The organism is Shinella sp. CPCC 101442 (assembly GCF_024704725.1).
In the GTDB taxonomy this organism is placed as follows: Bacteria; Pseudomonadota; Alphaproteobacteria; order Rhizobiales; family Rhizobiaceae; genus Shinella.
Genome location: NZ_JALIQS010000003.1, coordinates 599,664 through 625,011, shown reverse-complemented (window position 1 = coordinate 625,011; position 25,348 = coordinate 599,664). Strand labels below are relative to the sequence as shown.

Sequence of the window (25,348 nt, the reverse complement as noted above, 5' to 3'; positions counted from 1 at the left end):
CATGCTGCCACGCGCGGCAATACCCGTCCGTGGCGGCGGAGCGGCGAGGTCCGCTTGGCGTTGCCGCACGCTGACCCTTGCCGGTCGTCGAATCTCGTTCGCTCCCGCCGCGTCCGGGATAGAGCACGGCAGCTACCGTCGAAAGAGCGAATTTCTGCAAACGGCCTTCCTGCGACGACGAGCGTCTATCGACAGGCGAGCCAATCGGCGGAATAGTCCGGCGGGAATGGTGACGAATGCGAGGGATGGCATGGCCAGTCTAGCCAAGGCCGGTTTCGGGGTGGTGGCGCAGGGCGATACCGGGCGAAACCGGGAGAAAATGGAGCGGCGCAAGGCCGTTTTCCGTCTCGCCGTCGCTTACTGGGCTGCAGTGTTTTTTTCCACGAGCGTGCTCTGGGCGGTTGCCGGAACCGATCCGATCGAATCCGCTCCCGGCAAGCTCGCCTCGATCGCTTTTGCGCTTGTTTTGACGACGGGCATGACGATGCTGCTGAAGCGCACGCTTGGCTGGCCGCTCTGGCAGCAGGCGGGGATGGCCTTCGCCCTGTCGCTTGCTGCTACCCCCGTTTCTGCCGCCGCGGACTACCTCATCTATATCGTCTGCGTTTACCCGCAGCCGGCGGTGTTCGAGATCCGGGAATTCGCCTTTGGCATGATCTTCGGCATGTCGCTGTTCTTCGGCTGGTGCTGCCTCTATCTCGTCCTGTGCTACAGCTTCGCGCTCGCCGAGGGCGAGCGGCGCATGGCGGCCTTGCGTGAGGAAGCTCTGTCGGCGCAGATGCGGGCGCTGGCCTATCAGGTCAATCCGCATTTCCTGTTCAACACGCTGAACGCCATGGCGGGTCTTATCGAGGAGGGCGCGAACGCCCATGCGCGCGGCATGGTGCTGAAACTCTCGGCCTTCCTGCGCAAGACGCTTACGCTCGATCCCATGCAGGATATTCCGCTCAGCGAAGAACTGGCGCTCCAGTCGGATTATCTCGCCGTGGAAAGCACGCGCTTTTCCGACCGCATGAAGGTCTCCTTTGAGGTGGATGACGACGCGCGTGACATCCGCGTGCCGCCGCTGATCCTCCAGCCGATCTTCGAGAATGCCGTGAAGTACGGTGTCGGCGCGACGCGCGGGGCGGTGGAGATCGCGCTGTGGGCGGAACGCCTCGACGATGTCCTGGTCGTGACGGTGGAAAACGATACGCCGCCGGACGAAGACGGCGAAATTCCCCCCGGCATGGGGATCGGGCTGCGCAACGTTGCCGAACGCATCGCCACGCATTTCGGCGGCGCGGCCACGCTCTCCAGCGGCTATATCCGCCCGGGTCGGTTTGCGGTTCGTCTGACGCTGCCGTGGCATCGCGCATGATTGCCGAACGGGACCTGACTGCCATCATCGTCGATGACGAACCCATCGCGCGCCGACGGCTGGCGCGGCTCCTCGCTTCCATCGGCGGTGTGGAGGTGGTGGCCCAGGCCGGCGACGTTGCCGCCGCCGTCGAAGAGACGCGCAGGCATCTGCCGGACCTTCTGCTCCTCGACGTACGCATGCCGGGGGGCGACGGTTTCGATGTGGTCGATGCGTTGAGGGACGCGCCGCCCGCGGTCGTCTTCGTCACCGCCTTCGGGCACTATGCGCTTCCGGCCTTTGCGGCCGATGCCGTCGACTATCTGACGAAGCCCGTGGAGGAGGAGCGGCTGGCCGCCTCGCTTCTTCGTGTGCGCCATCGCCTCGGCACCCGCAACGCGGCCGAGCGGCTGGCGGAAATGACGGCGGCGTTCGATGCGCTCCGGCAGGCGATGCGCCAGGAGCAGAGCGGTTTGCCGCCCTTCTGGGTGCGTTCGCGCGGGCGGTTGCTGCGTGTTTCGGCGGCGGGCGTAACCCGCATCGATGCGGAGCGGGACTATGCACGCCTCTATGCGGAAGGCGAAACCTATCTGCTCGATGAAACGCTGGCCTCGCTGGAAAGCCGGTTGCCAGCCGAACAGTTCATTCGTGTCCACCGCTCCACCATCCTGCGCATGGAAGCCATCAAGGGGTTCCGGCGCGGACGGCACGGTGCCTGGTTTGCCGAACTTCTCGATGGCAGCGAGGTCCGTATCGGCCGCAGCTACCTGTCTTGCATGAAGCTTGTCGCTCTTTAGCGTGTGATGGGATCTGGGGATTCCTATTCGGCGCCGGTCGAAATATGAGTAGGCATGGATGATTCGGCAGCGATTCGTTTTTTCGGCCGTGGCGGCGGCCTCTTTCGGATGAGCTCCCTGCTCGCGGCGCTGGCCGCAGCGGTGCTTGGCGGTTGCGCGGCGCGGCCAGGGGCCGGCGTGGCAACGCTCTCCTCGACCGTTTCGACGGCAAACGCACTGGTGCTGCCCGCTCCGGGCACGCTCTCCATCGTCAGCGTGATCCAGCGCCAATATACCAACGCCGTCGAGCAGCAGATCGCGCTTTCCACCTCGGCCACGTCATCGGGGCAGAATTTCATCAGCATCCAGGCGTTCGGCCCGGCCGAGACGGTTGCCATGCCGGGTGGTGCGCTGAGCTTCAGGCCGGTGCGCCATTCGGCGATCCAGGCGGAAATCCGCAGCTATTTTCCCGGCGCACGCCTGACGATCTCCAGCAATTTCGTGCGCAACACCTACGGTCCCTTCGGCTATGCCTATGGTCCGGGCGCCGGCAATGACGGTTGCCTCTATGGTTGGCAGCAGATCCGTTCGGACGAGGCCGACCGCAACCTCATGAACAGCTTCGGCATGCTTCAGATCCGCCTGCGTGTCTGCCAGGCGGGCGCGAGCGAGAAGCAGCTTGTCGAGCTGATGTATGGTTATACCATCGTCGGCGGCTTCTCCGGCGCGACCTGGAACCCCTATGGAACTCCAGCCTCCGTGGATGCCGAGGTTGGGGGCGGCAAGCCGCTGCGCGTCGCGATCGAGGAGCCGCGTCGTGCGGTCGTGAGCGTCGAGACCGTGGAGCAGGCACCGGTTACCCGGCATATTGCCGAAACAAAACCGCTTAACCGGCGCACGGAGCAGGTGGTGGCAAAGGATGTCGTCGTCGTGCCGTCGCCCACCGGAGGCTCGGCGACGACCACGACGACAACCCCGGAGGATGAGGCGGTCGTGGTGCCGTCACCCGTTTGCGTTACAGGGGCGTCAGGGTCAGCAACCTGTAATTGACAAACCCGCCGCCCGGCCTAATTTTTCCTTAACATAATAATGCATAAGGTCCGGGTTGAAACGCTATGATGGCGAAGGACGGCGTATGAAACATACCGGCACGATTATCCTGTGGGCGCTCGTCTCCGCCCTTGTGATCCTCGTCATCACTTTGCCGATCAACCTGCAGACCCAGCTGATCGCGAGCATTGCGGTCGTCACCCTCATGGCGGTCATCAAGGTGCTGCGCGCGGAAGGCATCTGGCGCCTCATTGCGCTTGCCTTCGGCACGGCCATCGTCCTGCGCTACGTCTATTGGCGCACGACGAGCACGCTGCCGCCATTGAACCAGCTGGAAAACTTCATCCCCGGTTTCCTGCTCTATCTCGCCGAGATGTACAGCGTCATGATGCTGGCGCTCAGCCTGTTCGTCGTGGCGATGCCGTTGCCGTCGCGCAAGAGCCGCATCGCGGAGGAGGGCCGGCTCCCCTCCGTCGACGTCTTCGTGCCGAGTTACAACGAGGATATCGGCCTTCTCGCCAACACGCTCGCCGCCGCCAAGGCCATGGACTATCCGGCCAACAAACTGACCGTATGGCTGCTCGACGACGGCGGCACGGAGCAGAAGCGCAATGCCGCAGCCGTCATCGAGGCGCAGACGGCCGAAGCGCGGCACCGCGAGCTTCAGGCGCTCTGCCGCGATCTCGGCGTCAACTACCTGACGCGCGCCCGCAACGAGCATGCCAAAGCCGGCAACATGAACAACGGCATGCAGTATTCGACGGGCGAACTCATCGCCATCTTCGATGCCGATCACGCACCGGCACGCGACTTTCTGCGCGAGACGGTCGGCTTTTTTGCCGATGATCCCAAACTTTTCCTTGTGCAGACGCCGCACTTCTTTCTCAATCCCGATCCGCTGGAGCGGAACCTGCGCACCTTCGAAAACATGCCGAGCGAGAACGAGATGTTCTACGGCATCATTCAGCGTGGTCTCGACAAGTGGAACGCGTCGTTCTTCTGCGGTTCGGCGGCAGTGCTGCGGCGCACCGCCCTCAACGAGGCCGGCGGCTTTTCGGGCCTTTCGATCACGGAGGATTGCGAGACCGCGCTTTCGCTGCATTCGCGCGGCTGGAACAGCGTCTATGTCGACAGGCCGCTGATCGCCGGCCTGCAGCCCGCGACCTTCGCCAGCTTCATCGGCCAGCGCAGCCGCTGGGCGCAGGGCATGATGCAGATCCTGCGTTTTCGCTTCCCGCTCTTCAAGCGTGGGCTCTCGGTGCCGCAGCGGCTCTGCTACATGTCGTCCATGCTGTTCTGGCTGTTCCCGTTCCCGCGCACGATCTTCCTCGTCGCGCCGCTCTTCTACCTCTTCTTCGACCTGGAAATCTTCACGGCCTCCGGCGGCGAGTTTTTGGGCTATACGCTCGCCTACATGCTCGTGAACCTAATGATGCAGAACTATCTTTATGGATCGTTCCGCTGGCCCTGGATTTCCGAGCTTTACGAGTATGTGCAGAGCGTGCACCTGCTGCCCGCCGTCGTCTCCGTCATGCTCAACCCGACAAAACCGACCTTCAAGGTGACGGCGAAGGACGAATCCATCCGGGTGTCGCGCCTGTCGGAGATCAGCCGACCGTTCTTCGTCATCTTCGGCGTGCTGTTCGTCGCCTTCCTCGTCAGCGTCTACCGTTTCTATACCGAGCCCTTCAAGGCGGACGTCACCTTCGTGGTCGGCGGCTGGAACCTCCTCAACCTCCTGATCGCCGGCTGTGCGCTGGGCGTCGTGTCCGAGCGCAGCGAGCGAGCGTCGAGCCGACGCGTGACGGTCAAGCGCCGCTGCACCTTCGTCATGGATGGCCGTGACTATCCGTCGACGCTCGAAAACGTCTCGGCCAATGGCGCGCGCGTGCAGGTCTTCGGGCTGGAGGGGCAGATGGAGGCGAAGACGCGCGGCTATTTGCGCTTCACGCCCTCCGGCGCGGCGGATGAGGAATCGCTGCCCATCGAGGTGCGCAATGTCGAAAGCCTCGGCAGCGTGCTGGCCGTGGGCTGCCGCTTCATGCCGGAGGTGGCGCGTCACCATTCGCTCGTCGCCGACCTCATCTTCGCCAATTCCAACCAGTGGAGCGACTTCCAGGTCTCTCGCCGCTACAATCCCGGCCTGTTCCGCGGTACCCTGTGGTTCCTCGGCATTGCTGCCTACCAGACGAGCCGTGGGCTCATCTATTTCGTGCGCAGCTTCGGTGGCGCACGCAAGGGGGAGACCACACCGTGACGTTCGCTCCCGCAAAGGCTGCGCTGCTCGGCCTGGCTTTCACGCTTTCCGCGTCTGTCGCGTTCGCCCAGCAGTCGACGGTGCCGTTCGACATGTCGGGCGAGCGCGATCCAACCACCGAGATGAAACCCGCGATCACCGACGGTGGTGCTTCTGGCGTCGAGACCAAGGTGCCGGAAAAGAAGGTGGAAGTTCCGGACACCGCCGCGCGGCGCTACATCATTTCGGCAACGTCGCTGATGCTGGAAGGGGAGGCGGCGAGCCGTTCCTTTCCTGTCTACCTGACGCCGCAGCAGGCCGCGGCGGCGACTTCGATCAATCTCGGCTATTCCAACGCCGTGGTCGTCGCGCCCGAAGTCTCCAGCCTCACCGTCGTCGTAAACGACGTCGTGGTCGGCGAAACGCCTGTGCAGTCGGCCGAGGGCACGAAGGACATGCGCTTCGATCTGCCGGCCGGCCTGCTGCGGCCGGGCGTCAACCGCGTGACGTTCAATGCGGTGCAGCGTCATCGCACCGACTGCACGATCCGCTCGACCTATGATCTCTGGACGGCGCTGGATCCGGCGCGCACCTATCTTACGGTGCCGCGCGATACGAGCGGCCGCTTGCTCACGACGGACGACATTGCGGCGATCGGCGTCGGCCCGGACGGCCGGACGAAGTTCACCATGGTCGTGCCCGAGATGGGCCAGCCCGTCGCCACCAATGCGCTGATGCGGCTCAGCCAGGGCCTCGCCCTGATGGCGAAGATGCCGAACCAGGCTTTTGACGTGGTCGATGCGCTGCCCGCGACGGGCGGGGCGGGTGAACTGCAGGTCATGGTCGGCACCGCCGCTGACCTTTCACCGCTGCTGCCCGGCCTGCCGGCGTCCGCCAGTTTCTCCGCCGTCGCGACTTTCGTCGATGCGCCGTCGGGCGAGCGCAAGATTTTCGTCGTCAGCGGACCGGACTGGCCATCGATCGAGGGGGCGGTGGAGGGTATGGTTTCCCCCATCGACCGGCCACTTGGTGTGACGCGCGAGGCGCTCAGCGTGCGCCAGCGCAATGCGGCGGAAATGCCGCTGCTATCGGGTGAGACGACGTTGAGGCTTGCTTCGCTCGGCGTGCGCACGGCCGAGTTCAGCGGCCGGCGCCTGCGCACCGGCTTCGATGTCGGTATCCCCTCGGATTTCTTCGCCGGCGCCTATGGCGAGGCGGCGCTGCTGCTCGATGCCGCCTATTCGGCCGAGGTGCAGCCGGGCAGCCATGTCGATATCTATGTCAACGGCAATATCGCCTCGACGGTGCCGATCACCAGCCGCAACGGCGGTATCTTCCGGCATCTTCCGATCCGCGTGACCATGCGCCATTTCCGACCCGGCCCGAACCGTATCGACGTCGAGGTCGTGCTGATGACCGCCGCCGACGCGGTCTGCGCGCCCGGTTCCAGCGCTTCGGAGGAGCCGCGCTTTGCGCTTTTCGACACGTCCGAATTCCGCATGCCGCGTTTTGCCCGCATCGCGCAGCTGCCGAACCTTGCGGCGCTCTCGGGAACGGGCTTTCCCTATTCGCGCGCGGTCGATCCGATCGCACTCTATCTCGACCGTCTCGACACGGATACGCTGTCGACCAGCGCGACCTTCCTCGGCAAGATGGCCGTTTCGAGCGGCCGGGCCCTGCAGGTGCGGCCGGAATCCTCCGCGCTTGCGATTGGCGAGCGGGACGCACTCCTTTTCGGAACGATCTCGCAGCTTCCCCCGCTGGTGCTTGGCCAGACGCATATCGACGCCGAGAGCGCGTCGAGCTGGGGCGGTACCGGCGGCGACACGGGGCAGGGCGCAACGCAGGATGCGCTCGACGAATGGCAGTCGCGCGTGCGGGGCGGTTCCTGGCGCGGGCAGTTTTCCGCGTTCGAAGCCTGGTTGCAGGAGACGTTCGACATCTCGCTTTCCTCGCTGCGCCTGTTGCCGGGCGAGGAGGCGCTGGTGACGCCCGACGATGCGGCGCGCTTCCTGGTGGCGCAGGGGGACAGCCCAGGGCGTACCGCCGTGTGGACGGTGGTCTCCGCACCCACCGGGGCGGATCTGCGCGCCGGCATGAACGCCGTGGCGCAGGACGTTCGCTGGCAACAGCTCGACGGCTATGTGACGCTGGAAAGCAAGGATGCTGAAACGCTCGATACGCGCGCGGTCAGCCGCACGCGGTTCGTTGCGACCCAGCCCTGGACTTTCGCCAATGTCCGGCTGATCGCGGCAAACTGGCTGTCGTCCAATATCCTCGCCTATGCGGTCATCTTCTGCGTCCTGTCGATCCTGCTGGGCATCACGACATCAGGGCTTTTGCGCCGTTTTGGCCGCTCGGCCTGAGGTATCACCGCAAGACTGACGGGCGGGTGTTTACCGCAGATTAACCCTATCGCGCTTTTATCGAAGCTCGTTGGTTTCTCTCGCGGAGCGCTTGGCGTTCCCTATGCGTGTCGTCGCTGTCTGGGAGAGCCTTGTGGTTGATGCGTACCGAAGGAAGCTCGGCATGAAGTCGATCCTCATGGCGGTCGTCCTTGCTTCGGCCGGAGCGGCCGGTGTTGCCGGCCTGTCGTTCGGCGTGCCCGACAGCCTGACGAAGGCCCTGCCGCGCCTGGGCGTGGGGACGGACGACGTAGCGACCGGCAGTACGGAAGAGATTCCGGCCGCGGCCGTCAAACAATCGCGGGTGGAGGTCGCGCAGGTCGAGAGCGGTCAGGCGAAGACCACCCCCGTCGTCGAAACGGTGGACCGCCGCCCTGCCGTCGATGAAAGCGCATTGCGGTATTTCGCGTCGCGGGGCGACACGGCCCGGCTCAATGCCGAGATCGCGCGGCTGCGTGCACTCTATCCCACCTGGACCCCACCGGAAAATCCGCTCGCCGTGCCTGTCAACGAAGACAAGCAGCTGGAGGCCATGTGGGCGCTCTACAGCCAGTCGCGTTACGCGGACGTGCGTGCGGCGATCGCCAAGCGCCAGCAGGAGGATCCGCAATGGACACCGCCTGCCGACCTCGTCGAACGCCTCGATGTTGCGGAAAAGCGCGCCGAGCTTATCGCCGCGTCGAATGCCGGCAAGCCTGAGGATGTGGTGCGGCTTGGTGCGGAGACACCGAGCCTGCTGACCTGCTCGGACGCCGACGTGCTGTGGCGTGTCGCGGAAGCCTTCGCGAAGACCGATCGCTTGCAGCGCGCCAAGGACACCTACGGCTACATGCTCGACAATTGCACGGATGCGCCGGTGCGCGTGGCGACCGTGCAGAAGGCATCGACGCTGCTCGGCTACAAGGACATGCAGGACCTCCTCTCGCGGGAGCGCGCCGGGCCTGACGGCGTCAAGGAGTTCGATGCGATCCGTGGCGATCTTGCTCGCCGCTTCGTCGGCGAGGGCGACGAGGATCCCGAGATCACCGTGGCGCCCACCTATCTGAAGCTGGTGGAGAAGCTGGTGACGGACGAGGGGCTTGCCTCCGATGCGCTGCTGCTCGGTTGGTATCATCTGCGGCGCGACCAGAACGCCGTGGCCGAACCCTTCTTCCGCAAGGCGCGTGCCGTCGAGGATTCCGCTTCGGCCTCGCAGGGCCTGGCGCTCATTCTCCTGGCCCGCAAGATGCCGGCCGAGGCCGAGGATGTGATGTATGCCTGGCGAACGACCTCCGACCAGGCGATGCAGACCTATCTTGCCGCGACCACCAATCTTCTGGCCCTCGATCCGCCGCAAAAGCTAGAGGCCAAGGTTCTCAACCGCATCGCGCAGGTGACGCTGGAGGAAAAGCATCCCGAGACGGGAGAACAGTTCGGCTGGTATGCGCTGGCCATGGACCAGCCGGTCACCGCCGAGGAATGGTTTGCGCAGGTGCTGAAATGGAAGGCGGACTATGAGCCCGCCGCCTACGGTCTGGGCGTTGCGCGACTGCGCCTCGAGGATGAAGCCGGTCTTGCTGCCGTCAAGCAGGCCTGGGCGGGGCGCTCCGAGCGCATAGCGCGGCTCGGGGAGCGGGATACGACGGATGACAAGGCGCCTGACGCTCTGGAGCGGCAGCCGCGGGCGATCCGGAGCGAGCAGCGCATCGTCACGCGCGAAGTCGTTGAGGACGTTGCCGCCCGGCCGCAACGTATCGTACGCACGGCGCGGCACACCGGCGATGTCACGGGGGATTGCCGCAGCACGCGCAATCCGGTTGGCCTTGCCCCGGCGCGTGCCCTGACGCTCGGCTGGTGCCTGATGGAGCGCAACCGGCCGCTGGAAGCCGCGCAGGCCTTCGAGGTGGCCTTGACGGGTGAGGGACGCACGCGCAGCGACGCCGCCTATGGCCAAAGCCTTGCCTATCTGCGCGCCGGGCTCACCAGCGACGCCGCCGTCGCGGCGACGAGGGCCAAGCTTGACCATCGCCGTGGCGCCGAACTTCAGACCGCCATTCTTGCGGACCGGGCCATCAGCAGCTTCCGCGCCCGGCGCTACCGCGAGACGATCGGTTTTCTCGACCAGCGCAACCAGCTGCGCGCCGAACCGACGGACCTGATGATCCTTCGCGCCTTCTCCTACAAGAACCTTGGCATGCGCATCGATGCCGCTCGCCTGCTGGAGGCGCTTGCCGAAACCGGACGGCAGGACGCCATCCGCGCCCTTGCCGAAATGCGCGCCGAAGACCGGGGGCCGAACTGACCGCGCTCCGGCCGAAATTCTCACGGAGGATGCGGCATGAAAACCCGCCACGGCTTTCGCGCAGCGTTAATCTTGCTTTTCCTTGCCACGCCGCTTGCCGCGGCTGATCGCCTCTACGTCGTCTGCGACAACGGCCTTCGCTGCTTCAAGGCACCGTGCCCGTCGTCGACCGTGCGCGATCTTTTGACGGGCAAGTCGGTCAAGAGCGTCTTTCCGATGCTGGATGAATTGCCTGAGGCCGACCGGGAGCGCATCCGCCAGACGGACGCGCTTCATTTCGGGCGCCTGGTGCTGCGCGGACATGTCGAGCGCCGGGACGGGCCATCGGCGTTTGTCGTAACCGGCATCGCGCGTGAAACGACGGCCGGCGAGCGGCGCGGTTGCCCGACGGGTTAATCGCGGTCGGGCGCGCCGAGCGGAAAATACTTCCGGAACGGGCGGCCCTCGTCCACGGCGCGGGCGAAGGAGGGACGGGCGAGCAGGCGCTTGCGATAGGCATGCACATGCGTGAAGGCCGGATCGATGGCATGGGTCCAATCCGCATAGAACAGGAACGGGCCGGCGGCGCAATCGGCGAGCGTGAACGTATCGCCGGACGCCCAGACGCGGCCTTCCATGTGCCGGTCGAGCCAGGCATAGGCATGCTCCAGCATCTCGCGGGCTTCCTTGACGCCATAGGGGTCGCGGTCGGCCTCATTGCGGATTGCGTTGAAGACGATCTTCTGCTGCGGCGTTGAAATGTAGTTGTCGAAGAAGCGGTCGAGCATGCGCACCTCGATCGCCTTGTCCGGATCCTCCGGAATGAGCCTGACCGGCCCCGGATAATGCAGCCCCAGATACTCGATGAGAACCGTTGCCTCCATCACCTGACGGTTGCCGTCGACCAGGATGGGGAAGCGCTTGATGGGCCAGCGCGTCTCGAAATCGGCGAGCGTTTCGGCGTCGTTGTGGTCCAGCAGGCGGTATTCGAACTCGGTCCCGTTTTCGTAAAGGGCGGTCAGCACCTTCTGGCAATAGCTGGAAAAGGGGTGGGCATAGAGAACGGGTTTCATGACGGCCTCCGCGAGTGACGGCCCTTTGTCGCAAATCTGATTGCAAAATGCAATCGGTTTTAACGAGCCGGACATGCCGACGCGCGAATGCCGCTTCGCCAGATTGGTCGTCGTCGGAAAACCGCCATGCGGTGAACCCGTTAAAGCGCCGCTTTAACCGGCTCGCCACAGTAGGACGCGCTGCACGTCATCGCCGCGCTGGCGGGAAAACTGCATTTGCGCGAACGGAATTGCCAGGATCATGACGACCAGAACGGTCACGAACAGCGTTCCCGGATGGAGCAGTCTCGGTTTCAAATGTCACCTCACGCACAGTCTGGCCCCTTCTGGCCGCGAAAGCTGACGCGGCGCTGAACGTTTCGTCAGCCTCGTTCAGCCGGCTGTCAGCTTGCCCCGGCAGGGACGGTCAGGCTGGCGCTCCCTCGTGCGGATTGCCGGCATGAACGACGGAAGGGAAGACGATGGGCGACAATACGGGAGCAACGAGCCGCAAGGGATTGTGGAGGCCTGAGCTCGGCAGCATCACGGTCAGCATTCTGACGGCGCTCTACCTTCTTGCCATCGCCAATCAGAGATTCTGGTCGAAGGGCTGGCTCTATCTCGAGGGCCGGCCGACCACCTTCGCCTCCATCGCCATCGGTGTCGCCTTTCTCTACATCGCGTTCTGCGTCGCCGTATCGGTGAAGTATGTGATGAAGCCGGTCTTCATCTTTCTCATCCTTGCCAGCGCTGCCGGCGCTTGGTTCATGGACCAGTTCGGTGTGATCATCGATATCGAGATGATCCGCAATGCCGCCGAGACGAACAATGCCGAGGCGGGGCACATGATCACATCCGGCTTCGTGCTGCATATGCTTGCCTTCGGCATCCTGCCCTCGCTGCTGCTCGTCTGGGTCAAGGTCCGTCACCGCCCGTTCCTCGGGAAGGTGCGCGGTAATCTCGCCGTCATCGTGCCGGCACTGGTCATCGCGCTCGTCGCCGGCCTCTCCCATGCCCGCGTCTATGCCGCCGCCGTGCGCTCGCATCATGACTGGTTCGAGACCCTGAACCCCTTCGTGCCGATGGTGACGGCCGTGCAGTTCGCCGTCGGCGAATCCAGCGATGTCAACATCGTCGCCGCGCCGCTCGGCGAGGATGCGCGGATCAGCGACGTTCCGGTGAGCGAACGCAAGCCGCGCCTCATGATCGTCGTTGCCGGCGAGACGGCGCGCGCTGACAATTTCTCGCTCGGCGGCTATGAGCGTGACACCAACCCGGAGCTGGCGAAAAAGGACATCTACTATTTTCCGGATACGACGAGCTGCGGCACGGCAACGGCCGTCTCGCTGCCCTGCATGTTCTCCGTCTATACCCGCGCCACCTATTCCCACCGCAAGGGTCTCGAGACCCAGAACCTGCTCGACGTGCTCTCCCATGCCGGCGTGAAGGTGGAATGGTGGGACAACAACACCGGCAGCAAGAAGATCGCCGCGCGCGTGAAGGAGCGTTCGGTCATCGAGGGCGGCGATCCGCGTTACTGCGGCAATGGCGAGTGCCGCGACCAGGTGCTGCTCGACAATCTCGACGCCTGGATCGGCTCGGTGAAGACCGACACGGTGCTGGTGCTGCACCAGATCGGCAGCCACGGCCCGGCCTATTCCCAGCGTTACCCGGAAGAGTTCCGCCGCTTCAAGCCGGATTGCCGCAGCACGGAATTCTCCGACTGCTCGCGCGACGAGATCGTCAACGCCTATGACAACACGATTGCCTATACGGACCATATCCTCGCCGGCGTGATCGACCGGCTGGCCGGGCAGGAGGATCGGCTCGACGTCTCCATGCTCTACATGTCGGACCACGGCGAATCGCTGGGCGAATTCGGCCTGTACCTGCATGGCGCGCCCTACATGATCGCACCGCCGCAGCAGACCCACGTGCCCTTCGTGCTCTGGCTCGGCAAGGATGCCAAGACGGCTTACTCGGCCGGCTGCCTTGCCGACGAAACGAAGAAGCCGCAGTCGCACGACAACCTCTTCCATTCGGTGCTCGGCATGATGCGGGTGGAAACCAAGGTGCGTGACCCCGCGCTCGATCTCGTCTCGGCCTGCCGGCTCGGCGCGACAAGCTGAAGACGGCCGTCGGAGCTGACGCATGCTTGCGAGCGGAAGGGGCGACGCCTATTGTGGCTCCCGGTATCGGGAGTGTGGCTTGAGAGTTCTTTTGATCGAGGACGACGCCGTGCTGGGCGAGGCGGTGCGCGATTTCGTGGCCGGCCTCGGTCATGCCGTCGATTGGATGCAGACGCTGGATGACGGCCGCACGGCCGCAAGGGCGGTCGATTACGACCTCATCCTGCTCGACCTGCGCCTGCCCGATGGCCGTGGCCTGACGCTGCTGACGGAGCTCCGCCGTACGGGTGCGGTGACGCCCGTCATCATCCTCACCGCCCATGACCAGATTTCCGACCGGATCGAAGGCCTCAACAGCGGGGCGGACGACTATCTCGTCAAACCCTTCAATCTCGGCGAACTCGGCGCGCGCATGCTGGCCGTCGCGCGGCGCTATGCCGGTTCATCGCTTCCGGTCCTGGAGGCCGGCAACCTCACCATCCAGCTTGCCGATCGCCGGGTGCTGCGCGAGGGCGATCCGGTCGATCTCTCGGGCCGGGAATGGGCCGTGCTGGCACGACTTGCAAATCGCCCGGACGCCATCGTCTCCAAGGGTGAGATCGAAGAGGCGCTCTATGCGTTCGGCTCGGAGATCGAGAGCAACACGGTGGAGGTCTATGTCAGCCGGCTGCGCAAGAAGCTCGGCAAGGATTGCGTCGAGACGCTGCGCGGCATTGGCTACAGGCTGGGGCGATGATGGACGACGTTCAGCAAAGTGGACGCCGGTCCTCTCGCCCGAGGCGAAAAAGCCTCGCCGGGCGATTGATGCTGTGGATCACCGCGACCATCACCGTGCTCTGGCTTGTCGCTGTCGGGTTCGGCGCGCTCATCATGCAGGACGAGTTCGGTGAAATCTACGACAGCGCCCTCCAGGAGACGGCGGAGCGCCTGACGCCGCTTCTTCTCGATGACCTTCGCCGCCGCGATGATCTGGAGACGCCCCAGCGCATCGAGGCGTCACGCCCACCGGCGGAGGAGGAGTATCTGTCCTATCAGGTGCGCGATCTGACGGGCCGGGTCCTCCTACATTCGCACTCGGCCACGGCCACACCGTTCGAGGCGCCGCTGAAGGCGGGTTTCTGGCAGGCCGAAAACGGGCGGATTTACACTGCGGCGGCGGCTGAAGGCACGATCTTCGTGCAGGTGAAGGACACGGCTCAGGAACGCGAAGAGGCGACGCGAGAAGCATCGCTCGCCTTGCTGCTGCCGGTGCTGCTCATCGTACCGATCACGATCGCGGCGGTCTGGTTCGCCGTGCGGCGCGCGCTTGCTCCGGTGGAGACATTGCGGGCGGCGATCGCGGAGAAGGATGGTGGCAATCTCGCGGCCATCGAGGCGGCGCATCTGCCGCTCGAACTTCAGCCGATCCTGCGTTCCGTCAATCTGCTGCTCGCACGTCTGCGCGCCGTGATTACCGCTGAGCGGGAATTCACTTCCAACAGCGCGCATGAACTGCGCACGCCCATTGCGGGCGCGCTGGCGCAGACGCAGCTTCTGCTGACGGAACTGAAGGACGCGCCGGCCCGTGCGCGTGCGCTGCAGATCGAGACATCGCTGCAGAAATTGACCAAGCTCACCGAAAAGCTGCTCCAGCTCGCCCGCGCCGAAGCGGGCATCGGCGTTGCGGAAACCACATTCGATATCGCCGACGTCGTCGGTGTCGTCGTCACGGATTTCCAGCGCGCGTCCGACGATGGAGAGCGGATCCGGTTTTCAAGCGAGCTCGCCGCGCCACGGCTCTACGAAGGCACGGCCGATGCCTTCGCCATCGTGCTGCGCAACCTCATCGAGAATGCGCTGCTGCACGGGCGGACCGGCGAGCCGGTGGAAATCCGGCTGACGGGCGAGGGGAATGTGCGCATCTCCAACGCGGCGCCACGCCTTTCGGAAGCGGAGCTTGCGGCGGTGCGCAAACGCTTCGCGCGCGGCAAGACGGTCGCTGTCGGTTCCGGCCTCGGGCTCTCCATCGCGGAGCGCCTCCTCCAGCAGATGCGGGCAAGTCTCGTGCTGACCTCACCCGTACCGGGGCGTGTTGACGGTTTCCAGGCCGAGATCGTGTTTCCTGCCGCCGGATGAGGTTTTCCGGTAAAGGTCTGCTTCATTGCTGAACAATCTTGTTTTCCAGCATTCCGGCGCCGAACGGCGCCGCGAAACCCCACAAATATTTTCATTTGTCATGTGAGAAACCTGTGGCTTTTTGCCGCATTTTGTGGTTTTCTGTGGATATAAGCAAAAAAGGTGGGGAATATGGGTCGCAAACCGGAAGACTATGCGCGGCTTCTTGCCAGCGCACTCAGCAAACTACATGCAGCAGAATGCCATGGGGCCTCCGAGCCGCTGTCCGAGCACTGTGTGCAGGTGATCAGCCAGACCATCGCGGCTGCGATGGACGACGCCCGGAAAGTCCATGTCGAACAAGAGCTTGTGGCGATGCGTGAGCGCCGCGAGCGAATCCATCTGCATTCCTGACGCCCAGGCGTCTGTGCCGGCAGGCCACCCGCACCGGGCGGCCGCGCCTTGCTGGTCAAGTGCGAAAACACGTCGTAGAACGGGCAAGCCAGCCCTGCTGCGCCGCCGCGCCTGTCCCGCATCCGCTCCTTTCCGGTCCGGATCGTTCGACGGCCGCTTTCGGCGCGCTGGACGTGGCGGATCTGGATGGAAACGGCGGAGAGTTGGCATGACCGATTGGGGCAGGACCGGAAACGGCAGGATCGCGCTGGTAACGGGCGGTGGCACGGGCATAGGCCTTGCCATTGCGCGTAGCCTTAGCGCCGAAGGATATGCCGTGCTCATCACCGGCCGCCGAGCGGGCGTTCTGGAGACGGCGGCTGCCGAGATTTCGGGCGAGACGGGCAATCCTGTCCGGGCGATCACCTGCGATGTCGGCATTCCGGCGCAGGTCGCGGCGGCTTTCGATGCGGTCAGGCAGGAATTCGGCCGGCTCGACGTCCTCGTCAACAATGCGGGATCCAATGTGTCTCCCGCGCTTCTGGAGGATATTCCCTTCGAGGAGTGGTCGAGCATCCTTGCTGCCAACCTCACGGGGGCTTTCCTGTGCACGCAACAGGCCTTCAGGATCATGAAGGACCAGAACCCGCGCGGCGGACGCATCATCAACAACGGCTCGATCTCCGCGACCGCACCGCGTCCGAACTCCGCGCCCTATACGGCGACGAAACACGCCATTACCGGTCTCACCAAATCGACGGCGCTCGACGGGCGCAAATACGACATCGCCTGCGGCCAGATCGATATCGGCAACGCCGCGACGGACATGACGTCGAAGATGAATGCCGGCGTGTTGCAAGCGAACGGCGAAATCGCCGCGGAGCCGACCATGTCGGTCAAGCACGTCGCCGATGCGGTGATTTACATGGCGAGCCTGCCGCTCGATGCGAACGTGCTGACCATGACCGTGATGGCGACCAACATGCCGTTCGTCGGGCGAGGGTAGGCTTACCGTCGCGGTTCGCCACCCTCGGCATAGACGGTCTTCTGCCGGAATTTGAAGATGTGGCCGCAGCGGCAGCGGATCATGTGCCTGTCCGGATATTTCGACGGGCGCTCCGTCAGGAAACCGGCCGGCAGCGCGTCGATCTTGAAATCCGGGTCCTTGCGCGTGGGCATGTCATCCTCGGAGACTTCGGCATAGCCGGAATTGCCGCACATGGCGCATTCGAGCTTGCGCGAATAGCGGTCACGGGCGGCCATGGGCGATTCCTTCGTCAGATGCGGGTTGCCCGTTAATAGGCATCGCGCCGGATGGTTTCAATGCCTCATGCGGCGAGCAGCGCCTGAAGCACGGCGATGATGCGCCGATGCTGATGGGCATGGCGGGTGCGCACGTTGACGGCGGCATAGACGGCCTGGGCGATCGGCTCGGCGCCCGCCACGCGGCTGGCGGCGCCGGTCCGCAGCAGCCGTTTCGCATCCGCTGCAGTCACGAAGGCCGAGCCGCCGAGTTTTTGCATCAGCGCGAGAATGGCCGTCGTCTCGCCGCTGGCGATCGGTGCGGTCGAAAGGCCGGGATGGGCCTGGCGATGCAGGCGGTCGAAGGCGGGCGAATAGACGGCCTGGATGTAATCTTCCGGCCGCACATCCTCGATACGGCTTACCGTGTTGCTCACCATCTCGTAATGCACGTCGCCGATGCGTTCGTAGTGCAGGTCCGGCAGGTAGTGCGGGGTGAAAAGGATGGCGAGGTCGAGGTCGCCGGCGCCGAGATCGCGGTTCATCTGATTGGAATAATCGACCTCCAGATAGATTGATGTTCCCGGCAGTTCCTTGCGCACGGCGGCAAGCCAATCGCCCGCATAGTGGGCGGCAAGGTCGTGCTGCAGGCCGATGCGCATGGAACGCTCGTAGGCGCCTGCCGTCTCCACCGCGCGCGTCGCCTCATGCCACTGATGTTGCAGGGCTTTCGCATGATCCAGAAAGCGCAGCCCCGCCGCCGTCGGCTGCGTTCCGCCCTTGTTGCGCGCGAAGAGTTTTCGCGCGAACAATGCCTCCAGCGCATTGATGCGGTGGGTGATCGTCGATTGCGTGACATTCAACCGTTCTGCCGTGCGGTTGAAGTTGCGTGTTTCCATCAGGTCGAGGAATGTCTCAATCAGAATGATTTGCATGAATGCGCCGGGTTTTTTTGAATGTTCGGCGCAAGTGTAATCGGTAATGTCGATTAATAAAGCGAATTCCGCCCGCTTGCCGACCGCCGCTTTGGTTGCCACAAATCCGGGGTAACGAAGAGGAGCGAGAATGTCCGGACTGCCAAGCCATGCCCGTGTCGTCATCATCGGTGGAGGCGCCGTGGGCGCGTCGGCGCTGTATCATCTCGCGAAGGCGGGATGGACGGATTGCGTGCTGCTCGAAAAGAACGAGCTGACCGCCGGGTCCACCTGGCATGCCGCCGGCAACGTGCCGACCTTTTCCTCCTCCTGGTCGATCATGAACATGCAGCGCTATTCCGCCTCGCTTTACCGCGAGCTGGGTGCGCTGGTCGATTATCCCATGAACTACCACGTGACGGGTTCGATCCGCCTCGGCCACTCAAAGCAGCGGCTGCAGGAATTCAAACGCGTGGTCGGCATGGGCCGCTACCAGGGCATGGACCTCGACATCCTGTCGCCCGACGAAATCCGTGGAAAGTACCCTTTCCTCGAAACGCACGACCTGACCGGCGCGCTCTACGATCCCTATGACGGTGACATCGATCCGGCGCAGTTGACGCAGGCGCTTGCCAAGGGCGCGCGCGACATGGGCGCGAAGATCTTCCGTTTCTGTCCGGCCACCGGCGCGCGCCGCGAGGGTGATGAGTGGGTGATTTCCACGCCGCAGGGGGAAATCCGCTGCGAAAAGGTCGTCAACGCTGCCGGCTACTATGCGCGTGAGGTCGGCAAATGGTTCGGCCGCGACGTGCCGATGATGGTGATGAGCCATCAATACATGCTGTTCGAGGAAATCCCGGAACTCGCCGCCTGGTCGCGCGAAGCCGGCCACAAGCTGCCGCTGCTGCGCGACGTGGATTCGTCCTACTACCTTCGCCAGGAAAAGACGGGCATGAATCTCGGCCCCTACGAGCGCAACTGCAAGGCGCATTGGGTGGCGCCGGATGATCCGATGCCGGACGACTTTTCGTTCCAGCTCTTCCCCGACGATCTCGACCGCCTCGAATGGTATCTCAACGACGCCGTCGAGCGCGTGCCGATCCTCGGCACGGCGGGCCTTTCCCGCATGATCAACGGTCCCATTCCCTATGCGCCTGACGGCAACCCGCTGCTCGGTCCCATGCCAGGCGTGCCCAACGCGTTTGAAGCCTGCGTCTTCACCTTCGGCATCTGCCAGGCAGGCGGCGCCGGCAAGGTGCTGGCCGAGTGGGTGACGGAAGGCGAGACGGAGTGGGACATGTGGTCCTGCGATCCGCGCCGCTACACGTCCTTTGCCGCCGACAAGGACTATTGCATCGCCAAGGGCATGGAAATCTACGGCCACGAATACGCCATGCATTTCCCCAAGCACGCTTGGCCGGCCGGGCGTGACCAGAAACTCTCGCCGATCCATGACCGCATCAAGGCATTGGGCGGCCAGTTCAAGCCCTATAACGGCTGGGAGCGCGCCAACTGGTATGCCGGGCCGGGCGACGACCTGTCGGAGGAATCGACCCAGACCTGGAACCGTGAGGGACCGTGGCGGCCGCGTATCGAGGCGGAATGCCGCGCCGTGACCGAGGCTGCCGGTATTCTCGATCTGCCCGGCTTCTCGCGCTTCCGCGTGAAGGGCGACGGCGCGACGGCGTGGCTGTCCTCGCTCATCACCGGCAAAGTGCCAAAGCCCGGCCGCATCGGCCTTGCCTATTTCTCCGACGACAAGGGCCGCATCGTCACGGAAATGTCGGTCATGATGCTGGAGGAGGACTTCTTCTTCCTCATTACCGCCGCGACCGCCCAATGGCACGATTTCGAATGGCTTCAGAAACATATGCCCAAGGGGGCGGCCTTCACCATCGATGATGTGACGGAAAACTTCTCCTGCCAGATTCTTTCGGGCCCGAACTCCCGCGTCATCCTCGCCGATGTTACGGATGCCGACCTCTCCAAGGGCTGGCTGACGCACCAGAGCTGCCAGATCGCCGGCCGCTGGTGCCAGCTGGTGCGCGTCTCCTTCGCTGGCGAGCTCGGCTGGGAAATCCACAGCAAGGTCGATGACACCGCCGTTATTTTCGACGCGGTGTGGGAGGCCGGCCAGAAGCACGGCCTGAAACCCTTCGGCATGGAGGCGCTGGATAGCTTGCGCATCGAGAAGAGCTATCGCGCCTGGAAGGGAGATCTTTCGACGGATTACACCATCCTGCAAGGCGGTCTCGACCGCTTCGTCGATTGGGGCAAGCCGGACTTCAAGGGCAAGGCGGCACTGGAGCGGGAGAAGCAGCAGGGCGTCACCAAGCGTTTCGTGACGCTGACGGTGGAGGCCGGCGACTGCGACGCGCCCTACATGTCGACGCTCTGGCATGACGGCAAAGTCGTCGGCGAAACGACCTCCGGCAACTGGGGGTATCGCATCGGCAAATCCATCGCGCTCGGCATGCTGAAGGCCGAGCTTGCGGTGCCCGGCACGGAAATCGAGGTGGAAATCTACGGCGACCGCTTCAAGGCGACCGTCCAGCCCGACGGCCCGCTTTTCGACCCCAACAATGAAAGACTGCGCGCATGAGCAAGCCCATTCCCTCCAAGGCAAGAGCCGTGATCATCGGCGGCGGCGTGTCCGGCTGCTCGGTCGCCTATCATCTGGCAAAACTCGGATGGACGGATGTCGTGCTTCTGGAGCGCAAGCAGCTGACGTCGGGCACCACCTGGCATGCGGCCGGCCTGATCGGCCAGCTGCGCGCCTCCCAGAACATGACGCGGCTCGCCAAATATTCCGCCGATCTCTACACCAAGCTCGAAGCCGAGACCGGCATCGGCACGGGCATGCGCCAGTGCGGCTCGATGACCGTGGCGTTGACGGAAGAGCGCAAGGAAGAGATCTACCGCCAGGCCTCTCTCGCCCGTGCATTCGATGTCGATGTGCGCGAAATCACCGTCGACGAGGTGAAGGCGATGTATCCGCACCTCAACACGGCGGATGTGAAGGCGGCCGTGCACCTGCCGCTCGACGGCCAGTGCGACCCGGCCAACATCGCCATGGCGCTCGCCAAGGGCGCACGGCAGAATGGCGCGACGGTCATCGAGAACGTCAAGGTCACCTCCGTCGTCACAAAGGACGGCCGCGTGACCGGCGTCACCTGCGAGCAGAACGGTGAGACCTTCACCATCGAGACGGACAATGTCGTCAACGCCGCCGGCATGTGGGGCCGCACGCTGGCCGATATGTCCGGCGTGACGCTGCCGCTGCATGCCTGCGAGCATTTCTACATCGTCACCGAGCCGATCCCGAACTTGCAGCGGCTTCCGGTGCTGCGCGTGCCGGACGAATGCACCTATTACAAGGAAGATGCCGGCAAGATGCTGATCGGCGCCTTCGAGCTGAAGGCAAAGCCGTGGGGCATGGACGGCATCAGTGAGGATTTCTGTTTCGACCAGCTGCCGGAAGATTTCGATCACTTCCAGCCGATTCTCGAAAACGCCATCAACCGCATGCCCATGCTGGAGACTGCCGGCATACACACGTTCTTCAATGGCCCGGAAAGCTTTACGCCCGATGACCGCTACTATCTCGGGGAAGCGCCGGAACTGAAGGGGTACTGGGTCGCCGCCGGCTACAATTCCATCGGTATCGTCTCGTCCGGCGGCGCCGGCATGGCGCTAGCGCAATGGATGAACGACGGCGAGGCGCCGTTCGATCTCTGGGAAGTGGATATCCGCCGCGCCCAGCCCTTCCAGAAGAACCGCAGCTATCTGAAGGATCGCGTCTCCGAAACGCTCGGCCTGCTCTATGCCGACCATTTCCCCTACCGTCAGATGGCGACGGCGCGCGGCGTGCGACGCTCGCCGCTGCATGAGCACCTGAAGGCTCGCGGCGCCGTCTTCGGCGAAGTCGCCGGCTGGGAGCGAGCCAACTGGTTCGCGAAGGAGGGGCAGGAGCGGGAGTATCGTTACTCCTGGAAGCGGCAGAACTGGTTCGAGAATCAGAAGGAAGAACATCTCGCTGTCCGCAACGGCGTCGGTCTTTTCGACATGACCTCTTTCGGCAAGATCCGCGTCGAGGGCCGCGATGCGCTGGCCTTCCTGCAGAAACTCTGCGCCAACCAGATGGACGTTGCGCCCGGCAAGATCGTCTACACCCAGATGCTCAATGCCCGCGGCGGCATCGAGAGCGACCTGACGGTGACGCGCCTGTCGGAGACCGCCTTTTTCCTCGTCGTGCCCGGCGCGACGCTCCAGCGCGATCTCGCCTGGTTGCGCAAGCATTTGCAGGACGAGTTCGTCGTCGTCACCGACGTCACGGCGGCCGAAAGCGTGCTCTGCGTCATGGGGCCGAAGGCGCGCGACCTCATGCAAAAGGTCAGCCCGAACGATTTTTCCAATGCGGCGCACCCTTTCGCGTCGGCGCGGCAGATCGAAATCGGCATGGGCCTCGCCCGCGCTCACCGCGTCACCTATGTCGGCGAACTCGGCTGGGAGTTGTACGTTTCCACCGACCAGACGGCGCATGTGTTCGAGGCGCTGGAGGCGGCCGGGGCCGATGTCGGCCTGAAACTCTGCGGCCTGCACACGCTCGACAGTTGCCGTATCGAAAAGGCATTCCGCCACTTCGGCCATGATATTACCGACGAGGACCATGTGCTGGAAGCGGGCCTCGGTTTTGCCGTGCGCACGAAGAAGGGTGACTTCATCGGCCGCGATGCCGTGTTGCGCCGGCAGGACGAAGGGTTGAAGCGCCGGATGGTGCAGTTCAAGCTCGCCGATCCCGAGCCGCTGCTGTTCCACAACGAGGCGCTGGTGCGCGACGGCAAGATCGTTTCGACCATTACGTCAGGCAATTATGGTCACTTCCTCGGCGGTGCCATCGGCATGGGCTACGTGCCCTGCGCCGGGGAGAGCGAAGCGGATGTGCTCGCTTCGCACTACGAGGTCGAGATCGCCGGCACGCGCGTGAAGGCGGAAGCTTCGCTTGTGCCTATGTATGACCCGAAGTCGGAGAGGGTGCGGGCATGACCAGCCTCGCCGAGCGCCATCAGCGTTTCCATGACCTGCACCAGTCGGGCTGCTTCGTCATCCCGAACCCCTGGGACATCGGCTCTGCCCGCATGATGGCCGCTTCCGGCGCGGTGGCGCTCGCCACGACCTCGGCCGGCTTCGCCTTCACGCTTGGCCGGCCGGATATGGGCCGCGTGACGCGCGATGAATCGCTGAGGCACGCCGAGGAGATCATGCGTGCGACGCCGCTTCCCGTCTCGGGCGATTTCGAGAACGGCTTTGCCGATGCGCCCGAGGAGGTAGCGGAGACGATTCGGCTTGCGGCGGAGGTCGGTCTTTCCGGCTGTTCGATCGAAGATACGCAGATGGTGGACGGCAACCCCGCCTATGCGTTCGACCTCGCCGTGGAGCGCATCCGAGCGGCTGCCGACGCCGCCCGCGCTCTTGGCCGTCCCTTCATTCTCTGCGCGCGCGCCGATGGCGTGATGAACGGCGCCTATGATCTCGACGAGGCCATCCGCCGGATTCAGGCCTTCGAAAAGGCCGGCGCGGATCTTCTCTATGTGCCGGTGCCGCCGGGCGAGGCGGAATTGCGCCGCGTGGTTCAGTCGGTTTCCAAGCCGGTCAATGTGCTCGCCGCGGGGCCGTTGCGCCAGCTCACCGTGCCGCAATTCGCCGATATCGGCGTGCGTCGAATTTCGCTCGGCTCGATGATCGCCCGCGTAACGCACGCGGCCATCGTCGAACAGATGGAGGCCATCGTGAAGGATGGCAGTTTCGCTAAATTGTCCGCTGCCGCGTCGGGCGATCTTATCAACAGGATGCTTGCCGCTGGTGCGGGGGAGACGGATCATGAGTGAAGCAGCAGCCTTGTCCTCCCGTCGCGCCGGTGGCCGTGCGGCCCGTGTTGCGATGCGTGCTGCGCCGCTGGCGGAGAACGTCCGACCCATACGCCCGGGTTTGTCCGGCGGCCAGTACAAGCCGCTGACGGATGCGAATGTGCGCCGCATCCACGAAGCGGCGCTGGATGCCTTGGAAAACATCGGCCTTGCCAATGCGCCAAAATCCGGCGTCGAGATCATGACCGGTGCCGGTGCCATTCTTGGTGAGGACGGGCGTCTGCGCTTCCCGCGTGCCCTGGTGGAGGACATGCTGGCGCTCGCCGCGCGTGACATCACGCTGCACGGCCGCGATCCGAAATACGATCTCGAACTCTCGGGCACCCGCGTCTACTACGGTACGGCGGGTGCTGCGGTGCATATCGTGGATGTCGAGAAGCGGGAATATCGCGAGTCGACGGCAAAAGACCTCTTCAACGCCGCCCAGCTCGTCCACCATCTCGACAATGTGCATTTCTTCCAGCGCGCGATGGTCTGCCGGGATGTGCCCGACAATTTCCTGATGGACATCAACACGCTGTACGGCTGCTGCGCCGGCACGTCCAAGCATGTCGGCACCAGCTTCTCCGATCCGTCCCATGTCGCCGGCTGCTTCGATCTCATCCACATGATGGCGGGCGGCGAGGACAAGTGGCGGGCGCGGCCCTTCGTGTCGAATTCCAATTGCTTCGTCGTGCCGCCGATGAAGTTCGCGGAGGAAAGCTGCATCACCATGGAAGCCTGCATCCGGGCCGGCATGCCGATCCTGCTGCTCTCGGCAGGGCAGGCGGGTGCGACGGCCCCGGCACCGCTGGCGACCGCCATCGTGCAGGCCGTCGCCGAGTGCCTCGCGGGCGTCGTCTATGTCAATGCCATGGCGCCTGGCCATCCGGCGATCTTCGGCACCTGGCCTTTCGTGTCGGATCTGCGCACCGGCGCCATGTCCGGCGGTTCGGGCGAGCAGGCCTTGCTGACGGCCGGCTGCGCGCAGATGCACCAGTTTTACGGCCTGCCGGGCGGGGCGGCTGCCGGTATCGCGGACTCCAAGCTGCCGGACATGCAGGCCGGTTGGGAGCAGGCGATCTCCAACGTCATGGCCGGTCTTTCCGGCCTCAACATGGTCTATGAGGCGGTCGGCATGCACGCGTCCCTGCTCGGCTTCTGCCTGGAAAGCCTCGTGCTGGGCGACGACCTCCTGGGGCAGGTGCAGCGCTGCGTGCGCGGCATCGATGTCACGGAAGATTCCGTCTCGCTGGAGACGATGCGCTCGGTTTGCCTCGACGGCCCCGGGCACTATCTCGGCGACCCGCAGACCCTGTCGCTGATGCAGACGGAATATGTCTACCCCGTCGTCGCCGACCGCACGAGCCCCAAGGAATGGGCCGAGATCGGCCGGCCGGACCTCGTGCAGAAGGCGATCGAGCGCAAGAACCGCATCCTCGCCGAAGCCGGCGGCCCGCTCTTCGACTTTGCCACGGACCAGGCGGTGCGGGAAAAGTTCAAGATCTATTTCTGAACTGGTGGATGAGCGTTCTCCTGCGTCGATTCACGG

19 protein-coding genes are annotated in these 25,348 nt (G+C 64.3%); 16 read left to right on the top strand and 3 right to left on the bottom strand.

Annotation, left to right across the window (positions count from 1 at the left end):
- Nucleotides 1–250: 250 nt before the first annotated feature.
- The 7 genes from MUO32_RS13540 (at nucleotide 251) to MUO32_RS13510 (ending at nucleotide 10,483) form a co-directional block, all read left to right on the top strand.
- Nucleotides 251–1,360 carry a sensor histidine kinase gene (locus MUO32_RS13540; RefSeq protein WP_257948829.1) on the top strand — a complete coding sequence of 370 codons (1,110 nt, stop codon included), beginning with the start codon at nucleotides 251–253 and terminating at the stop codon, nucleotides 1,358–1,360.
- Nucleotides 1,357–2,136 (top strand): LytTR family DNA-binding domain-containing protein, encoded by a 780-nt coding sequence (locus MUO32_RS13535; RefSeq protein ID WP_257948828.1) that lies wholly within the window; start codon nucleotides 1,357–1,359, stop codon nucleotides 2,134–2,136. Before MUO32_RS13540 ends, MUO32_RS13535 begins: the two co-directional genes overlap by 4 nt.
- 108 nt (nucleotides 2,137–2,244) lie before the next feature.
- Nucleotides 2,245–3,165 carry a cellulose biosynthesis protein BcsN gene (bcsN, locus tag MUO32_RS13530; protein ID WP_257948827.1) on the top strand — a complete coding sequence of 307 codons (921 nt, stop codon included), beginning with the start codon at nucleotides 2,245–2,247 and terminating at the stop codon, nucleotides 3,163–3,165.
- Nucleotides 3,166–3,250: 85 nt separating this feature from the next.
- On the top strand, nucleotides 3,251–5,422 hold the full coding sequence (bcsA, locus tag MUO32_RS13525; RefSeq protein WP_257948826.1) for a UDP-forming cellulose synthase catalytic subunit: 2,172 nt from the start codon (nucleotides 3,251–3,253) through the stop codon (nucleotides 5,420–5,422).
- On the top strand, nucleotides 5,419–7,767 hold the full coding sequence (locus tag MUO32_RS13520; RefSeq protein ID WP_257948825.1) for a cellulose biosynthesis cyclic di-GMP-binding regulatory protein BcsB: 2,349 nt from the start codon (nucleotides 5,419–5,421) through the stop codon (nucleotides 7,765–7,767). Before bcsA ends, MUO32_RS13520 begins: the two co-directional genes overlap by 4 nt.
- A gap of 163 nt (nucleotides 7,768–7,930) precedes the next feature.
- The gene (locus tag MUO32_RS13515) at nucleotides 7,931–10,087 is read left to right on the top strand and encodes a cellulose synthase (RefSeq protein WP_257948824.1); all 2,157 of its coding nucleotides are present in this window, start codon (nucleotides 7,931–7,933) and stop codon (nucleotides 10,085–10,087) included.
- Nucleotides 10,088–10,123: 36 nt separating this feature from the next.
- Nucleotides 10,124–10,483: a hypothetical protein gene (locus tag MUO32_RS13510; RefSeq protein ID WP_257948823.1), complete on the top strand. Its 360-nt coding sequence runs from the start codon at nucleotides 10,124–10,126 to the stop codon at nucleotides 10,481–10,483.
- On the opposite strand, the gene MUO32_RS13505 is transcribed toward MUO32_RS13510, so the two are convergent.
- Nucleotides 10,480–11,139, bottom strand: coding sequence for a glutathione S-transferase family protein (locus MUO32_RS13505; RefSeq protein ID WP_257948822.1), 660 nt, complete (start codon nucleotides 11,137–11,139; stop codon nucleotides 10,480–10,482). The two genes, MUO32_RS13510 and MUO32_RS13505, sit on opposite strands and share 4 nt — an antisense overlap.
- 461 nt (nucleotides 11,140–11,600) lie before the next feature.
- Here MUO32_RS13505 and MUO32_RS13500 point away from each other — a divergent pair, with 461 nt between their 5' ends.
- The 5 genes from MUO32_RS13500 (at nucleotide 11,601) to MUO32_RS13480 (ending at nucleotide 16,740) form a co-directional block, all read left to right on the top strand.
- The gene (locus MUO32_RS13500; protein ID WP_257948821.1) at nucleotides 11,601–13,247 is read left to right on the top strand and encodes a phosphoethanolamine transferase; all 1,647 of its coding nucleotides are present in this window, start codon (nucleotides 11,601–11,603) and stop codon (nucleotides 13,245–13,247) included.
- Nucleotides 13,248–13,326: 79 nt separating this feature from the next.
- Nucleotides 13,327–13,983: a response regulator transcription factor gene (locus tag MUO32_RS13495; protein ID WP_257948820.1), complete on the top strand. Its 657-nt coding sequence runs from the start codon at nucleotides 13,327–13,329 to the stop codon at nucleotides 13,981–13,983.
- A 68-nt stretch (nucleotides 13,984–14,051) separates the two neighbouring features.
- Nucleotides 14,052–15,362, top strand: coding sequence for a HAMP domain-containing sensor histidine kinase (locus MUO32_RS13490; protein ID WP_257948819.1), 1,311 nt, complete (start codon nucleotides 14,052–14,054; stop codon nucleotides 15,360–15,362).
- Nucleotides 15,363–15,533: 171 nt separating this feature from the next.
- On the top strand, nucleotides 15,534–15,755 hold the full coding sequence (locus tag MUO32_RS13485) for a hypothetical protein (RefSeq protein ID WP_257948818.1): 222 nt from the start codon (nucleotides 15,534–15,536) through the stop codon (nucleotides 15,753–15,755).
- A gap of 208 nt (nucleotides 15,756–15,963) precedes the next feature.
- The gene (locus tag MUO32_RS13480; protein ID WP_257948817.1) at nucleotides 15,964–16,740 is read left to right on the top strand and encodes an SDR family oxidoreductase; all 777 of its coding nucleotides are present in this window, start codon (nucleotides 15,964–15,966) and stop codon (nucleotides 16,738–16,740) included.
- Nucleotides 16,741–16,742: 2 nt separating this feature from the next.
- On the opposite strand, the gene MUO32_RS13475 is transcribed toward MUO32_RS13480, so the two are convergent.
- Both MUO32_RS13475 and MUO32_RS13470 read right to left on the bottom strand, forming a co-directional pair.
- Nucleotides 16,743–16,997: a hypothetical protein gene (locus MUO32_RS13475; RefSeq protein ID WP_257948816.1), complete on the bottom strand. Its 255-nt coding sequence runs from the start codon at nucleotides 16,995–16,997 to the stop codon at nucleotides 16,743–16,745.
- 65 nt (nucleotides 16,998–17,062) lie between these two features.
- On the bottom strand, nucleotides 17,063–17,911 hold the full coding sequence (locus MUO32_RS13470; protein WP_257948815.1) for a LysR family transcriptional regulator: 849 nt from the start codon (nucleotides 17,909–17,911) through the stop codon (nucleotides 17,063–17,065).
- A gap of 130 nt (nucleotides 17,912–18,041) precedes the next feature.
- Here MUO32_RS13470 and MUO32_RS13465 point away from each other — a divergent pair, with 130 nt between their 5' ends.
- The 4 genes from MUO32_RS13465 to MUO32_RS13450 are packed head-to-tail and all read left to right on the top strand — an operon-like array spanning nucleotide 18,042 to nucleotide 25,312.
- Nucleotides 18,042–20,492: an FAD-dependent oxidoreductase gene (locus MUO32_RS13465; RefSeq protein WP_257948814.1), complete on the top strand. Its 2,451-nt coding sequence runs from the start codon at nucleotides 18,042–18,044 to the stop codon at nucleotides 20,490–20,492.
- Nucleotides 20,489–22,936 (top strand): FAD-dependent oxidoreductase, encoded by a 2,448-nt coding sequence (locus tag MUO32_RS13460; RefSeq protein WP_257948813.1) that lies wholly within the window; start codon nucleotides 20,489–20,491, stop codon nucleotides 22,934–22,936. Before MUO32_RS13465 ends, MUO32_RS13460 begins: the two co-directional genes overlap by 4 nt.
- The gene (locus MUO32_RS13455; protein ID WP_257948812.1) at nucleotides 22,933–23,778 is read left to right on the top strand and encodes an oxaloacetate decarboxylase; all 846 of its coding nucleotides are present in this window, start codon (nucleotides 22,933–22,935) and stop codon (nucleotides 23,776–23,778) included. Before MUO32_RS13460 ends, MUO32_RS13455 begins: the two co-directional genes overlap by 4 nt.
- Nucleotides 23,771–25,312: a trimethylamine methyltransferase family protein gene (locus MUO32_RS13450; RefSeq protein ID WP_257948811.1), complete on the top strand. Its 1,542-nt coding sequence runs from the start codon at nucleotides 23,771–23,773 to the stop codon at nucleotides 25,310–25,312. The genes MUO32_RS13455 and MUO32_RS13450 overlap by 8 nt, the downstream gene beginning before the upstream one ends.
- The last annotated feature ends 36 nt before the right edge of the window (nucleotides 25,313–25,348 follow it).

Bases quoted from the DNA above. Each gene is read 5' to 3' on its own strand.
- MUO32_RS13540 (WP_257948829.1), top strand. From the start codon at position 251: ATGGCCAGTCTAGCCAAGGCCGGTTTCGGGGTGGTGGCGCAGGGCGAT.
- MUO32_RS13535 (WP_257948828.1), top strand. From the start codon at position 1,357: ATGATTGCCGAACGGGACCTGACTGCCATCATCGTCGATGACGAACCC.
- bcsN (WP_257948827.1), top strand. From the start codon at position 2,245: ATGAGCTCCCTGCTCGCGGCGCTGGCCGCAGCGGTGCTTGGCGGTTGC.
- bcsA (WP_257948826.1), top strand. From the start codon at position 3,251: ATGAAACATACCGGCACGATTATCCTGTGGGCGCTCGTCTCCGCCCTT.
- MUO32_RS13515 (WP_257948824.1), top strand. From the start codon at position 7,931: ATGAAGTCGATCCTCATGGCGGTCGTCCTTGCTTCGGCCGGAGCGGCC.
- MUO32_RS13510 (WP_257948823.1), top strand. From the start codon at position 10,124: ATGAAAACCCGCCACGGCTTTCGCGCAGCGTTAATCTTGCTTTTCCTT.
- MUO32_RS13505 (WP_257948822.1), bottom strand. From the start codon at position 11,139: ATGAAACCCGTTCTCTATGCCCACCCCTTTTCCAGCTATTGCCAGAAG.
- MUO32_RS13500 (WP_257948821.1), top strand. From the start codon at position 11,601: ATGGGCGACAATACGGGAGCAACGAGCCGCAAGGGATTGTGGAGGCCT.
- MUO32_RS13490 (WP_257948819.1), top strand. From the start codon at position 14,052: ATGCTGTGGATCACCGCGACCATCACCGTGCTCTGGCTTGTCGCTGTC.
- MUO32_RS13485 (WP_257948818.1), top strand. From the start codon at position 15,534: ATGGGTCGCAAACCGGAAGACTATGCGCGGCTTCTTGCCAGCGCACTC.
- MUO32_RS13480 (WP_257948817.1), top strand. From the start codon at position 15,964: ATGACCGATTGGGGCAGGACCGGAAACGGCAGGATCGCGCTGGTAACG.
- MUO32_RS13475 (WP_257948816.1), bottom strand. From the start codon at position 16,997: ATGGCCGCCCGTGACCGCTATTCGCGCAAGCTCGAATGCGCCATGTGC.
- MUO32_RS13470 (WP_257948815.1), bottom strand. From the start codon at position 17,911: ATGCAAATCATTCTGATTGAGACATTCCTCGACCTGATGGAAACACGC.
- MUO32_RS13465 (WP_257948814.1), top strand. From the start codon at position 18,042: ATGTCCGGACTGCCAAGCCATGCCCGTGTCGTCATCATCGGTGGAGGC.
- MUO32_RS13460 (WP_257948813.1), top strand. From the start codon at position 20,489: ATGAGCAAGCCCATTCCCTCCAAGGCAAGAGCCGTGATCATCGGCGGC.
- MUO32_RS13455 (WP_257948812.1), top strand. From the start codon at position 22,933: ATGACCAGCCTCGCCGAGCGCCATCAGCGTTTCCATGACCTGCACCAG.
- MUO32_RS13450 (WP_257948811.1), top strand. From the start codon at position 23,771: ATGAGTGAAGCAGCAGCCTTGTCCTCCCGTCGCGCCGGTGGCCGTGCG.